Raw genomic sequence first — 12137 nt, forward strand, 5'->3', positions numbered from 1 at the left:
TGAACCCGGCTGTTTAGTCCCAGGCTGGCGCAAGGCCCTTGGGGCTGGTCAGGCGATGGCCGCGATCCAGGCTGGCGATCGATGCCATGTCGGCATCGCTCAAGGTGATGGCGCTGGCCTTGAGGTTGCCGGCGAGGTTGGCGCGTTTGGTCGACGAAGGAATCACGCCATGGCCCAGTTGCAGGGCCCAGGCCAGGGTGACTTGTGCCGGGGTCGCTTGAAGACGGTCGGCGATCTGCGCAATCACCGGGTCCTTGAGCACTTCACCGTAGGCCAGGGTCATGTACGAGGTGATATGGATGCCCTGGCTTTGCGCGAACTCGACGACCTGGCGGTTTTGCAGGTAGGGGTGAAGTTCGATCTGGTTGGTGGCAATGTTCTCGGCGCCGACGGCGGCAATCGCCTGTTTCATCAGGTCGACGGTGAAGTTGGAAACACCGATCTGCCGGGTCAGGCCCAGCTGTTTGGCTTCGAGCAAGACCCCCATGAATTCTTCGACCGGCACCTGGTCTTCCGGCGACGGCCAGTGGATCAGGGTCAGGTCCAGGTAGTCGGTCTGCAGTTTTTGCAGGCTCTCCTTGAGGCTGTCGATCAGGCGATCCTTGGCGAAGTTGGCGACCCAGATCTTGCTGGTGATGAACAGGTCTTCACGGGCAACCCCGCTGGCGGCGATGGCCTGGCCGACGTCGGCTTCGTTTTCGTAGATCTGCGCAGTGTCGATGACCCGGTAACCCAGTTCCAGGGCGGTGCTCACCGAATCGATGACCACCTGGCCTTGCAAGCGAAACGTACCCAGGCCGAAAGCGGGGATAGACATGAATGACTCCAGAGGTTGCAGTGGGAATGGCCGCGAGTATCCGCGCCTGCATCCGTGAGAAAAACCGCTGGATGGGCAAAGCAATGTTTACCGCAGATCAAAAATCGATGGGCAGTCTGGGGATTGAAGGTGTCTGGGCAGACGCCTTCGCGAGCAGGCTCGCTCCCACATTGGATCGCTGTCCCCTGTGGGAGCGAGCCTGCTCGCGAAGAATGCGACTCGGTTTACAGACTTACCCCAGCGCCTCAAGAATCATGCAAGTCGTCGTCCCCGTCGCATACAACCGCCCATCCACATCATAAATCCGCCCCTCGGCCAACGCCGTCGAACGCCCCAGATGCACGATCTTGCCCTCGGCCCGCACCGGTCCGCTGGCGTTGTTCAGGGCCCGGACATAACTGATACGCAGATCCAGCGTCGTATAACCCTGGCCTTTTTTCAGTTGCGTATGGACCGCGCAGCCCATGCACGAATCCAGCAAGGTCGCGGCATAACCGCCATGCACGGTGCCCAGCGGATTGTAATGCCGCGCATCCGGCGTGCCCTGAAAGACGAACAGCCCGGCGGACCATTCAATAGGGATGAAATCCATCAGGGCCCCAATGGGCGGCGAGGGCAGTTCACCATTGCCGATGCCCTCGAAAAACTCGGCGGGCGACAGGGCGCTGACTTCGGCCAGGGACAAACTGCCAGGCCCGGCCAGGCGGGCGCGCATGGCCTGTTCCTGGGCGATCCATTGAGCGAGCGTGGCCTCACGGTTTGGGCTTTGCATGTACAGGTCCTCTGGTAATCAAATATTATGCTTGTAATATTTATGCATATTATGCCCAAACCAAAATCTGCGCTACCCCTCAATCAGCTTGCCGCTTGTAGCTAAAAGCTTGCAGCTGCTCTCAGTCAATATCGCTAAGGCTGAACTCCTCGCCAAGAAAGTCGATCAAGGTCCGCACCGAGGGCAGCAGGCCACGGCGTGACGGGAAGATCGCATGGATCACGCCACTTTTGGGCGCCCAGCCCGGCACCAGTTCGACCAGCTGGCCGGCGGCGATCTCATCGCGCACCACCACGCTGGGCAGGTGGACAATTCCGATGCCGGCTACCGCCGCGTGGCGCAAGGCCAACAGGTCGTCGGTGACCATCCGCGGAGCGTGCCTGATCATCGCACTGCTGCCATCGGAGCCGAACAATTCCCACTGGTATTCGCGTTGTACCGTCCCCCAGTGCAGGCTCGGCAAGCCGCTGAGGTCAGCCGGGGAGGCGGGTGTCGACAGGCGCGGCAAAAAGGCCGGGCTGCCCACCACGCTCTGGGTGCTGTTACCCAGCACCTTCATCACCATGTCGGTGTTTTCCAGCGGCGGAAAACGCACCCGCAGCGCGATGTCGAAACCCTCATGGATCAAGTCGACCCGGCGGTTGGTGCTCTCGATGAACAACTCCACCAGCGGATATTTGAGCAGGTAGCGGGTCAGCATCGGCCCGACCCAGGAGTTGAGCAACGCCGTCGGACAACTGATGCGCACCACGCCCTGGGGCTCGGAGCGGTTGCGTTCGATCAGTTCGGCGGCGCTTTCCGCCTCCACCCGCATCGCCAGGCAACGCTGGTAGTAAGCCTGGCCGATTTCAGTCAGCGAACAATGCCGACTGCTGCGATGCAGCAACCGTACGCCAAGGCGTTCTTCGAGTTCGGCAATACGACGGCTGAGCTTGGACTTGGGCATGTCCAGGGCCCGTCCGGCCGCGGCGAAACCCTGATGTTCCACCACTTGGGTGAAGTAGTAGAGGGTGTTGAGGTCTTCCAACATCGTTCTCCAGATAGAACGCTAAAGCTGATTTTTGCAGTCTAGCGCAGCAAAAGTCACGGTTTTAAGCTCTGTCCATGGCTTAACTCACCTCATCAGGAGACACCATGAAAAACATCATCGGTATCTACACCAGCCCGCGGGCCCATTGGGTCGGCGACGGTTTTCCGGTTCGCACGCTGTTTTCCTACGACAACCTGGGCAAGCACATCAGCCCGTTCCTGCTGCTGGATCACGCCGGCCCCGCTGAATTCACTCCGACCACCGCGCGACGTGGCGTTGGTCAGCATCCGCACCGGGGGTTCGAAACCGTGACTATCGTTTACAAGGGTGAACTGGAACACCGCGACTCCACCGGCAGTGGCGGCAAGATCGGCCCCGGCGACGTGCAATGGATGACCGCCGCCTCGGGGATTCTCCATGAAGAGTTTCACTCCGAAGGTTTCGCCAGGAGCGGCGGCACCCTGGAAATGGTGCAGTTGTGGGTCAACCTGCCCGCCAAGGACAAAATGGCCGACGCCGGTTACCAGACCATTCTCGATGGCGACATCCCGAGCATTGCCCTGAAGAACAACGCCGGCAGCTTGCGCTTGATCGCCGGTGAATTTGAAGGCCACAAAGGGCCGTCGCGCACCTTTACCCCAATCGACGTCTGGGACCTGCGCCTGAATGCCGGCAAGTTGCTCACGCTGGATCTGCATGAAGGACGCAACACCGCACTGGTGGTGTTGCGCGGCACGATTGAGGTCAACGGCCTGGAGTCGGTGCGTCAAGGGCAGTTGGCCTTGTTCGACCGCAAGGGCGATCAGATGACCCTCCAGGCCAGCGAGGACGCCGTAGTGCTGCTGCTCAGCGGCGAACCGATCGACGAGCCGATCGTCGGCCACGGTCCGTTCGTGATGAACACCGAGCAGGAAATCCACCAGGCGTTCGCCGACTTCCAGTCCGGTCGCTTCGGCCGGATGCACGGTTAATCCGCTTCGCTCCAATAACCCGCTCTACCCAGGATGAGTAGGCCGGTTCCCAGGCCAGGGATGGCTGTTGCCTGTCAAAAGAGGAAACACTGATGAACACCGTCAATGCGGCCAACTTCAATGGCCAGAAACCGACGATCGACCCCAATGACAGCGCCATGCTGTTGATCGATCACCAAAGTGGGCTGTTCCAGATCGTCAAGGACATGGATGTACCGCAACTGCGCGCCAACGCCATCGCCCTGGCCAAGGCGGCCTCCTTGCTGAAGATGCCGGTGATCACCACCGCTTCCGTGCCGCAAGGGCCGAACGGGCCGCTGATTCCGGAAATCCACGAGGCTGCACAGCATGCCCAATACGTGGCGCGCAAGGGCGAAATCAACGCCTGGGATAACCCCGAGTTTCACGCGGCGGTGAAAGCCACCGGCAAGAAAACCCTGGTGATCGCCGGCACCCTGACCAGCGTATGCCTGGCGTTTCCGTCCATTGCGGCGGTGCATGAAGGCTACAAGGTGTTCGCCGTGGTCGATGCCTCGGGCAACCACTCCCGGTTGGCCACTGATCTGACAGTTGCCCGCCTGGCCCAGGCCGGGGTGGTGCCGATCGACATCATGGCTACGCTCTCAGAGCTGCAAGGCTCGTGGAACCGTCCGGACGCCGAGCAGTGGGCCGCTGTCTATGCCCAGGCCATGCCGCATTATCAATTGTTGATCGAGAGCTACCTCAAGGCTCAACAAGTGGCGAACGAACATGAAGTGCTGGATTCGCAGCGCTAACGGGACACCCACGCCGACTTTTTCGGCATCGATAACACGCGAGGACTACTGCCATGACAACTTCCTACAAGCGTCTCGACAAGGACAACGCCGCCGTTCTGTTGGTGGATCATCAGACAGGCCTGCTGTCGCTGGTGCGCGACATCGACCCGGATCGTTTCAAGAACAACGTGCTGGCCCTGGCCGATCTGGCCAAGTACTTCAAGCTGCCGACGATCCTCACCACCAGTTTCGAAACCGGCCCCAACGGCCCGCTGGTGCCCGAGCTCAAGGCGTTATTTCCGGATGCCCCGTACGTTGCGCGCCCTGGCCAGATCAACGCCTGGGACAACGAGGACTTCGTCAAGGCGATCAAGGCCACCGGCAAGAAGCAATTGATCATCGCCGGCGTGGTCACCGAAGTCTGTGTAGCGTTTCCGGCACTCTCGGCGCTGGCCGAAGGCTTCGATGTCTTTGTCGTCACCGATGCTTCCGGTACGTTCAACGAGCTGACCCGTGAATCGGCGTGGAATCGCATGTCCTCCGCGGGCGCGCAGCTGATGACCTGGTTCGGCCTGGCCTGTGAGCTGCACCGCGACTGGCGCAACGACGTCGAAGGCCTGGGCACGCTGTTCTCCAACCACATCCCGGACTACCGCAACCTGATGACCAGCTACAGCACCCTGACCAAGTAACCCGGCACGCATCGCCCCTTGTAGGAGCTGCCGCAGGCTGCGATCTTTTGATCTTGATTTTGCATGATTTGCAAATTGCCGAAGATCAAAAGATCGCAGCCTGCGGCAGCTCCTACAATGTGTGCGATATTTGCGTTAATCACCCGTGCCGGAGCTGCTTGATGCTGTCGTTACTGACCGAACACCCATTGGTTTGCGCCTTGGTCCTGATCCTCACCGATCTGGTGTTGTGGCGCTTGATCGGCACCCGTGGCCACAACGTGAAACTGCTGGTGCGGGTGGTGATTTTCTCGCTGTTCAGCCTGGTGCTGTTCAACGAAGGCATGAACCCGCTGGAGCCCGCGCCCTGGGTCGACAACGTGCCGTTGCATCTGGCGGCCACCGGGTTGCAGATCGGCTGGTGGCTGTTCGCTGCGCGCACCCTGACCGTACTGATCGGTGCGGGCATGATGCAGCGGGTAGGGCACACCGGGCGACTGCTGCAGGACTTGCTCGGCGCCGTGATTTTCCTGGTCGCGGTCATCGCAGCCCTGGCTTACGTGCTCAATCTGCCGGTCAAAGGCGTACTGGCTACCTCCGGCGCCTTGGCGATCATCGTCGGCCTGGCCTTGCAAAGCACCCTGAGCGACGTGTTTTCCGGGATCGTGCTGAACACCACCAAGCCCTATCAACTGGATGACTGGATCGCCATCGACGGCACCGAAGGCCGGGTCATCGATATCGATTGGCGGGCCACGCGCTTGCAGACCTCCCAGGGCAGCATGATCGTGATTCCCAACTCGCTGGCGGCCAAGGCCAAGATCACTAACTTCAGCCGGCCCAGCGATATGTTCGGCCTTTCGATCAGCTTGCAGGTCAGCCCCCATGTCCGTCCGCAAATCGTGATCGATGCCCTTGAGCGGGCAATGCAGGGCTGCCGGACCTTGTTGACTTCACCCGGCGGCAAAGTCGCGCTCAAAAGCTCCAGCGCTGCCGGCAACGAATACGAAATCAGCGGGTTTGTCGCCTCGATGAGCGAAAAGCGCTCGGTACGCAATCAACTGTTCGATCTGGCCTACCGGCATTTGCGCGCATCCGGGATCCACTTGCTGTCGAGCGTAGAACCCAACCCATCGAGTGACCTCACACGGCCGCGGGCGCTGCTCGACAGCTCGCCGCTGTTCTCCACCCTACGCCACGAAGAAAAAGAAACCTTCAGCCAGAACATGTCCCTGCAATCCTTCCGCACCGACGAGACGATACTGGAGGCGGGGGAGGTCAGCGATCACTTGTTCATCATCGAGTCCGGGGTGGTCTCGGTCACGCTCAACCGTCACGGCACGCCCATCGAATCCGGGCGCATGGGGCCGGGAGAGGTGATCGGCGAGGCCGGTATCCTGACCGACAGCGCGCTGCCCGCCCAGTTCACCGCGAAAACCCCGTGCACGCTTTATCGCATCGAAAAACAGTACCTCAAGCCCTGCCTGGATGCCCGCCAGGACATCAACGATGCGATGAAGACCTTGCTGGATTTCCGCCTGAACAAGGCAAAGTCGCTGATCGCCGATGTGCCCGTCATTGTGCCGAAGAAAGGGTTCTTGCACTGGCTGCGCAGTCGGGTGTGAAGGGGGAATAATCACTACGCGGGCCATTGGCCTCCTCGACTTCGGCCGGATTGGCTATTTGTGCGCGCAGGCCTTGGGGCTAACTTAGTGGCACACCCACTTGCCCAGGAGCATGCCATGCAACCGCGTATCGATTTCTACACCGCTTCCCCAGACGCCCTCAAAGCCATGATCGCCCTGGAAACCGCCGTTTCCAAACTGCCGCTGGAAAAGTCCCTGATCGAACTGGTCAAGTTGCGCTCTTCGCAAATCAACGGCTGCGCCTTCTGCATCGACATGCACACCGCGGACGCAATCAAGGCTGGCGAAACCCCGCGTCGCCTGTTCGCCGTGACAGCCTGGCGCGAGGCGCCATTCTTCACCGAGCGCGAACGCGCCGCACTGCTCTGGACCGAATCGCTGACCCAGCTCAGCCTGACCCATGCGCCAGACGAAGACTACGAAGTGGTCGCCGCCCAGTTCACACCCAAGGAATTGGTCGACCTGACCGTTGCGATCAACACCATCAACGGCTGGAACCGCCTGGCGGTGGGCTTCCGCAAGACGCCTCAGGCCTGATTTTTCCTCTATGACGAGTGCCGAGCCTCAATGCGCATCGGCACTCGGCGCAGCCGGTGGTTGCACCTTGCGCATCAAGGGCACCATCGCCGTGGCGAGGATGAAGCACACCATGATCATCAGAAAGGCATCGCCGTAGGTTTGTGTCTGCGCCTCGCGGTAGGTCAGCAGCCAGAGCTGGCGCAGGCTGGCGGTGACGCCCAGGTCGCCGCTCTGGCCGAGGGCGGCGAAGTTGTGGCCGACCTGGGACAGCCATTGGTTGAGTGCTTCGTTGGTGCTGTTGAGGTTCTCCGCCAACCGGGTGAAATGCAGGTTGGTGCGGTCATTGAGGATGGTCGCGCAGGCGGCGATGCCGATGGCGCCGCCCAGGTTGCGCATCAGGTTGAACAACCCCGAAGCGTGTTTCAGTCGTGCTGGCGCCAGGCCGCCGAGGGTCAATGTCACCGCGGGCGGTACCGCCAGTTGCTGGGCGATGCCGCGCAGCGCTTGCGGCAGCATCAATTCCCTGGCCCCCCAGTCATGGGTGATCGGGCTGAAATCCCACATCGACAAGGCGAACAAGCCGAGGCCGGTCATCATGATCCAGCGCAGGTCGACGCGGTTGGCCAGAAAGGCGTACAGCGGAATCGCCATGATCTGGAACACCCCGGTGGAGAAAACCGCCAGACCAATGTCCAGTGCGCCATAGCCACGTACCCGACCGAGGAACAGCGGTGTCAGGTAGATGGTTGCGAACAGGCCGATACCGGTGACGAAGGAGAAGAAACAGCCGAGGGCGAAGTTGCGGTCTTTCAAGGCGCGCAGGTCGACGATCGGGTTGGCCACGTGCAGGGTGCGGCCAATGAATGCGAGGCCCGCCAGACCGCTGATCCACGCCGTGGTCAGGATCGTGCGGTCGCTGAACCAGTTCCAGCGCGGGCCCTCTTCGAGGGTGTATTCCAGGCAGCCGAGGAACAGCGCCAGGAACACCATGCTCAGATAGTCGGCACCTTTGAGCAGCGACAGTTCAGGCTGGTCGATTTTCACCAGCATCGGCACGGCCACGGCCACGAAAATCCCCGGCACCAGATTGATGTAGAACAGCCAGTGCCAGGACGATATATCGGTGATCCAGCCGCCGATCACCGGCCCCAGGGTAGGGGCCAGGGACGCCACCGCACCGATGGTTGCAGCGGCGATCACCCGTTGCTTGCCGGTGAAGAAAACGAATGCCGTGGTGAACACCATCGGGATCATCGAGCCGCCGAGAAAGCCTTGCAGGGCGCGGAAGGCGATCATGCTCTGGATGTTCCAGGCCACGCCGCACAACAGGCTGGTCAGGGTAAAACCCACCGCTGAGGCGCAGAACAACCAGCGTGTGGAAAACACCCGGGACAGCCAGCCGGAGAGGGGGATCACGATGATTTCAGCAATCAGGTAACTGGTCTGCACCCAGGCGGTTTCATCGGTGCCGGCGGAGAGCCCGCCGCCGATGTCACGCAGCGACGCCGAGACGATCTGGATATCCAGCAACGCAATGAACATGCCGATGCACATGCTGGCGAAGGCGAAAACCTTGGTCGCCGTCGCCATGCTCGCGGCATTGAACGGTTGTGCCGGGGTGGCGAGGGCGCGGCTCATGGCGCGCTGGCCACGGCGGGTGTTTCAGGCTCCTTGCGGGTGTCCACTTCGGCGGTGACCGACAGGCCCGGGCGCAGGTGGCCGAGCACGCTGTCGGCCGGGTCGAGGTGGATGCGCACCGGTACCCGCTGGACGATCTTGGTGAAGTTGCCGGTGGCATTTTCCGGTGGCAGCACGCTGAATTGTGAACCGCTGGCCGGTGCCAGGCTGTCCAGATGACCATGGAATTCCTGGCCCGAAAGCACGTCGGCGTGAATGATCACCCGCTGCCCCGGCACCATGCGCGCCAGTTGATCCTCCTTGAAATTGGCATCGACCCACAGGCCGCTCGATGGTACGACCGACAGCAGCTGCGAACCGGCCTGGGCATACGCGCCAACCCGTGCCCGTCGATTACCGATCACCCCATCCACCGGCGCGCGAAGTTCGGTGTAGCCGACGTTCAACTGCGCCAGATCGCGCTCGGCTTTGGCTTGGATCAAAGCGGCGCGGGCTTGCTGTTTCTGGGTGGCAATCACGTTCAATTGCCGCTGTGCCGCCAGTAGTTCAGCCTGGGCGCGGTTGCTTTGGGCTTGGGCGGTCTTGAATGTGGCGTTGGCCCGTTGCGCGCTTTCCACCGAGACGGCGTTGGTACTGACCAGCTTTTTATAGCGTGCATCGTCATCGCGCGAACGGGCGGTTTCGGCACCGGCGGCATCGATGCCGGCGCGGGCCTGGCCAATCACGGCCTGTTGCAGTTGTTCGGTGGCGTCGAGGTTGGCGAGCAGGGCTTCTTCCGCCGCCACCGCACCCTCGGCCTTGGCCAGGTTGGCGCGGTAGTCGCGCGAATCGAGGCGGACAAGCACATCGCCGGCCTTGACCTTCTGGTTATCGGTCACCAGCACTTCATCGATGTAACCCGCCACCTTCGGCCCGATCACCGTCACGTCGCCACCGATGTAGGCGTCGTCGGTTTCCTCGATGAACCGGCCGGCGGTCCACCAGTGCGCGGCGTACACACCGGCCAGTACCAGTGCGGCGATGCCCAGTGTCGGCAGGAGCAGGCGTTTGAGCAGAGTCTTGCGAGTGTTCACCGGGACAGCAACGTCGGGCTCTACGGAGGGCATGCTGGTCATGGAGGATTACCTGTTGGAAGCGTTTAATTACGAGCGTAATATGACGCATGTAATATTTAGTCGCAAATTATTTTTGCTGCCGGCTGTCAGGTCCTATTTCAACCAGTCGCCCGGGGTGGTTCCGGTCATGTCCTTGAAGAACGCGATGAAGGCGCTGTCACTGGCAAAGCCGAGTTCGAAAGTGCTGTAGCCGATGTTGCGCCCGGTTGCGAGCAGTTCGATGGCGCGCATCAGGCGCCACTGTTGCCGCCATTGCTGGTAACTCATGCCGGTTTCACGCTGGAAGATTCGTCCGATGGTGCGGCCGCTGGCACCTAGCTGGTGCTGTAGAACCTGAAGCCTGGGTGGCAGTTTCTCGGGAGTGGCCAGTAGCGGTGCCAGGCGTTTATCCGACGGCAGTGGCAGCAGCATCGGTTGGCGGACGGCGTCGCGTATTTCGCTCAAGCACAGGGCCAGCAGATGCAGGTGTTTTCCCTGTTGCCAGTCGGTGGCGAAGTCGGCGTTGGCGATCGACTCCAACACCACCCGCAGCAACGGGCTGACTTCGATGACGCAAACCATTTGTGGCAGCTCTGCACAAAGCGTGGGCGTGAGGTAGATGGAGCGGTAATCGACGCTTTTTTGCATAACCGCGCGATGGGCAACGCCGGACGGTATCCAGGCCGCGCGGGAGGGCGGTAACAGGCACAGCTGCTGCGCCAGGGTAATGCGCATGCAGCCCTGACGGGTAAACAGCAACTGCCCGCGTCGATGCTGATGCATGCCCGAATCGTGATCGCCGAGTGTCGCGGCGATGCCGATGACGGGCGCGTCATGGCGATCGGGATCGAAGGGAGTGTGGGCTTGCAGCCAGGCCATGTTTTGTCCGATTTCATTGATAATTTGGCAGGGTTTCAATAGTACGCCACTCGCGACTGCTCAAGCTGTTCAGAGGATTTCTTTGAGAGTGACGTTGCGATGAACGAAAAAAAGCTCCTGCTGTTGGCCGTTGCCCTGCTGATGTTTCCGCAGATCGCCCAAACCCTCTACAGCCCGGCGTTGGCGGATATCGGCCAGGCCTTTTCTGTCGGCCCACAACAAGCGGCGCAAACCTTGTCGGTGTTTTTCCTGGCGTTTGCGTTCGGTGTAGTGGTGTGGGGACGGCTGTGTGACCGCATTGGGCGTCGACCATCGATGCTCGCCGGCCTGGTGTTGTACGCCGTTGCGTCGACGATGGGGCTCAGTGTCAGCACCTTCGATGCGCTGTTGGTCGCGCAAGGCCTGGCCGCGTTCGGTGCGGCGGTGGGTTCGGTTGTTACGCAAACCGTGCTGCGCGATCGCTTCCAGGGTGCGCAACTGGCCCAGGTTTTTTCGGTGATGGGCATCGCGTTGGCGGCCAGCCCGGCAATTGGCTTGTTTACCGGGGCGAGCCTGGTGCAGGCCTTTGGTTATCGGGGTGTACTGGCCTGTCTTTTAGCGCTGTCGCTGGGGCTGTGGCTCTGGTGCCTGCGAGATCTGCCGGAAACCCGACCACAGGTCGTGAAAACCCCGGCACTGCTCGAAACGCTGCGCGCAATGCTGCGTGACCGTGACATTTGGCGTTCGACGCTGTTGGTCGCGGCATTCAACATTGCCTTGTTCAGCTACTACAGCCTCGGCCCCTTCGTGTTCCAGCGCCTGGACTTGGGCGCGCAATGGTTCGGCTATAGCGGCGTTGTCCTGGCCCTGGGTTCCGGTCTTGGCGCCTGGCTCAACAAACGGCTGTTGCAGCGTGGACTGAACGGCCATCAACTGATCCAGGTGGCCGCCGCGATGATGGTGCTGGGCGCGAGCGGCGTGTTGCTGCTGGAGCACAGCGTTCTGTTTGTCCTGCCGATGCTGTTGGTGGTACTGGCGTTCGGCATGGCGATCCCCAATATCCTCGGCGCGGCCCTGATCCACTATGGTGATCGACTGGGCACGGCGGGGGCGTTGTTTGGATTGCTGTATTACCTGTTGATCGGTGGCGGGCTGATGCTTGCAGCCTGGGGGCAGGCCTTGGGGCAGACACTGTTGCTGTGTGCTGTATTGGCGCTGATGTTGTCCGTGATCAAGCAGCAGGGTGCGCGCGCGACTAGCCGCAAGGGTGGGGGATCGGTCGGAAAGGATGTTGCCTGACACAGCGCTTTTTCGTGCTTGCTTATTAAAGGGCGCCCGAAAGGCGCCCTTCGTTGGTTTTGGC

General features: G+C 61.2%; 12 protein-coding genes. 6 read left to right on the forward strand and 6 right to left on the reverse strand.

What is annotated here, in order from left to right:
• Positions 1 to 13 precede the first annotated feature (13 nt).
• The 3 genes from dkgB to PMI35_RS25785 form a co-directional block, all read right to left on the reverse strand.
• Positions 14 to 817: a 2,5-didehydrogluconate reductase DkgB gene (gene dkgB, locus PMI35_RS25795; RefSeq protein WP_008056206.1), complete on the reverse strand. Its 804-nt coding sequence runs from the start codon at positions 815 to 817 to the stop codon at positions 14 to 16.
• A gap of 232 nt (positions 818 to 1049) precedes the next feature.
• Positions 1050 to 1589, reverse strand: coding sequence for a PaaI family thioesterase (locus PMI35_RS25790; RefSeq protein ID WP_008056208.1), 540 nt, complete (start codon positions 1587 to 1589; stop codon positions 1050 to 1052).
• A gap of 121 nt (positions 1590 to 1710) precedes the next feature.
• Positions 1711 to 2619, reverse strand: coding sequence for a LysR substrate-binding domain-containing protein (locus PMI35_RS25785; RefSeq protein WP_008056209.1), 909 nt, complete (start codon positions 2617 to 2619; stop codon positions 1711 to 1713).
• Positions 2620 to 2723: 104 nt separating this feature from the next.
• On the opposite strand from PMI35_RS25785, the gene PMI35_RS25780 reads away from it, so the two are divergent.
• From PMI35_RS25780 to PMI35_RS25760, 5 genes are all read left to right on the forward strand, one after another.
• Positions 2724 to 3590 (forward strand): pirin family protein, encoded by an 867-nt coding sequence (locus PMI35_RS25780; RefSeq protein ID WP_008056211.1) that lies wholly within the window; start codon positions 2724 to 2726, stop codon positions 3588 to 3590.
• Positions 3591 to 3682: 92 nt separating this feature from the next.
• Positions 3683 to 4366, forward strand: coding sequence for an isochorismatase family protein (locus tag PMI35_RS25775; protein ID WP_008056212.1), 684 nt, complete (start codon positions 3683 to 3685; stop codon positions 4364 to 4366).
• A 53-nt stretch (positions 4367 to 4419) separates the two neighbouring features.
• Positions 4420 to 5040 carry an isochorismate family cysteine hydrolase YcaC gene (gene ycaC, locus PMI35_RS25770; RefSeq protein WP_008056214.1) on the forward strand — a complete coding sequence of 207 codons (621 nt, stop codon included), beginning with the start codon at positions 4420 to 4422 and terminating at the stop codon, positions 5038 to 5040.
• Positions 5041 to 5201: 161 nt separating this feature from the next.
• Entirely contained in the window at positions 5202 to 6644 is a 1443-nt protein-coding gene (locus PMI35_RS25765) for a mechanosensitive ion channel family protein (protein WP_008056216.1), read from the forward strand.
• Between the two features lie 117 nt (positions 6645 to 6761).
• Positions 6762 to 7202 (forward strand): carboxymuconolactone decarboxylase family protein, encoded by a 441-nt coding sequence (locus PMI35_RS25760; RefSeq protein ID WP_008056218.1) that lies wholly within the window; start codon positions 6762 to 6764, stop codon positions 7200 to 7202.
• 27 nt (positions 7203 to 7229) lie between these two features.
• Here the strand turns inward: PMI35_RS25760 and PMI35_RS25755 are convergent, their stop codons facing one another.
• From PMI35_RS25755 to PMI35_RS25745, 3 genes are all read right to left on the reverse strand, one after another.
• Positions 7230 to 8822: a DHA2 family efflux MFS transporter permease subunit gene (locus tag PMI35_RS25755; RefSeq protein ID WP_008056219.1), complete on the reverse strand. Its 1593-nt coding sequence runs from the start codon at positions 8820 to 8822 to the stop codon at positions 7230 to 7232.
• Positions 8819 to 9937, reverse strand: a complete 1119-nt coding sequence (locus PMI35_RS25750) for an HlyD family secretion protein (RefSeq protein ID WP_008056220.1) — start codon at positions 9935 to 9937, stop codon at positions 8819 to 8821. The genes PMI35_RS25755 and PMI35_RS25750 overlap by 4 nt, the downstream gene beginning before the upstream one ends.
• Positions 9938 to 10030: 93 nt before the next feature.
• Complete coding sequence (locus PMI35_RS25745) at positions 10031 to 10795, reverse strand: AraC family transcriptional regulator (protein ID WP_008056222.1); 765 nt, start codon at positions 10793 to 10795, stop codon at positions 10031 to 10033.
• A 99-nt stretch (positions 10796 to 10894) separates the two neighbouring features.
• On the opposite strand from PMI35_RS25745, the gene PMI35_RS25740 reads away from it, so the two are divergent.
• Positions 10895 to 12073 (forward strand): multidrug effflux MFS transporter, encoded by a 1179-nt coding sequence (locus PMI35_RS25740; protein WP_008056224.1) that lies wholly within the window; start codon positions 10895 to 10897, stop codon positions 12071 to 12073.
• Positions 12074 to 12137: the final 64 nt, after the last annotated feature.

This window comes from Pseudomonas sp. GM78 (genome assembly GCF_000282475.1).
Taxonomy (GTDB): domain Bacteria; phylum Pseudomonadota; class Gammaproteobacteria; order Pseudomonadales; family Pseudomonadaceae; genus Aquipseudomonas.

Excerpts from the sequence above, each read along its gene's own strand:
- PMI35_RS25765 (WP_008056216.1), top strand. The coding sequence starts at position 5,202 with ATGCTGTCGTTACTGACCGAACACCCATTGGTTTGCGCCTTGGTCCTG.
- PMI35_RS25780 (WP_008056211.1), top strand. The coding sequence starts at position 2,724 with ATGAAAAACATCATCGGTATCTACACCAGCCCGCGGGCCCATTGGGTC.
- dkgB (WP_008056206.1), bottom strand. The coding sequence starts at position 817 with ATGTCTATCCCCGCTTTCGGCCTGGGTACGTTTCGCTTGCAAGGCCAG.
- PMI35_RS25760 (WP_008056218.1), top strand. The coding sequence starts at position 6,762 with ATGCAACCGCGTATCGATTTCTACACCGCTTCCCCAGACGCCCTCAAA.
- PMI35_RS25755 (WP_008056219.1), bottom strand. The coding sequence starts at position 8,822 with ATGAGCCGCGCCCTCGCCACCCCGGCACAACCGTTCAATGCCGCGAGC.
- PMI35_RS25790 (WP_008056208.1), bottom strand. The coding sequence starts at position 1,589 with ATGCAAAGCCCAAACCGTGAGGCCACGCTCGCTCAATGGATCGCCCAG.
- PMI35_RS25750 (WP_008056220.1), bottom strand. The coding sequence starts at position 9,937 with ATGACCAGCATGCCCTCCGTAGAGCCCGACGTTGCTGTCCCGGTGAAC.
- PMI35_RS25740 (WP_008056224.1), top strand. The coding sequence starts at position 10,895 with ATGAACGAAAAAAAGCTCCTGCTGTTGGCCGTTGCCCTGCTGATGTTT.
- PMI35_RS25785 (WP_008056209.1), bottom strand. The coding sequence starts at position 2,619 with ATGTTGGAAGACCTCAACACCCTCTACTACTTCACCCAAGTGGTGGAA.
- ycaC (WP_008056214.1), top strand. The coding sequence starts at position 4,420 with ATGACAACTTCCTACAAGCGTCTCGACAAGGACAACGCCGCCGTTCTG.
- PMI35_RS25775 (WP_008056212.1), top strand. The coding sequence starts at position 3,683 with ATGAACACCGTCAATGCGGCCAACTTCAATGGCCAGAAACCGACGATC.
- PMI35_RS25745 (WP_008056222.1), bottom strand. The coding sequence starts at position 10,795 with ATGGCCTGGCTGCAAGCCCACACTCCCTTCGATCCCGATCGCCATGAC.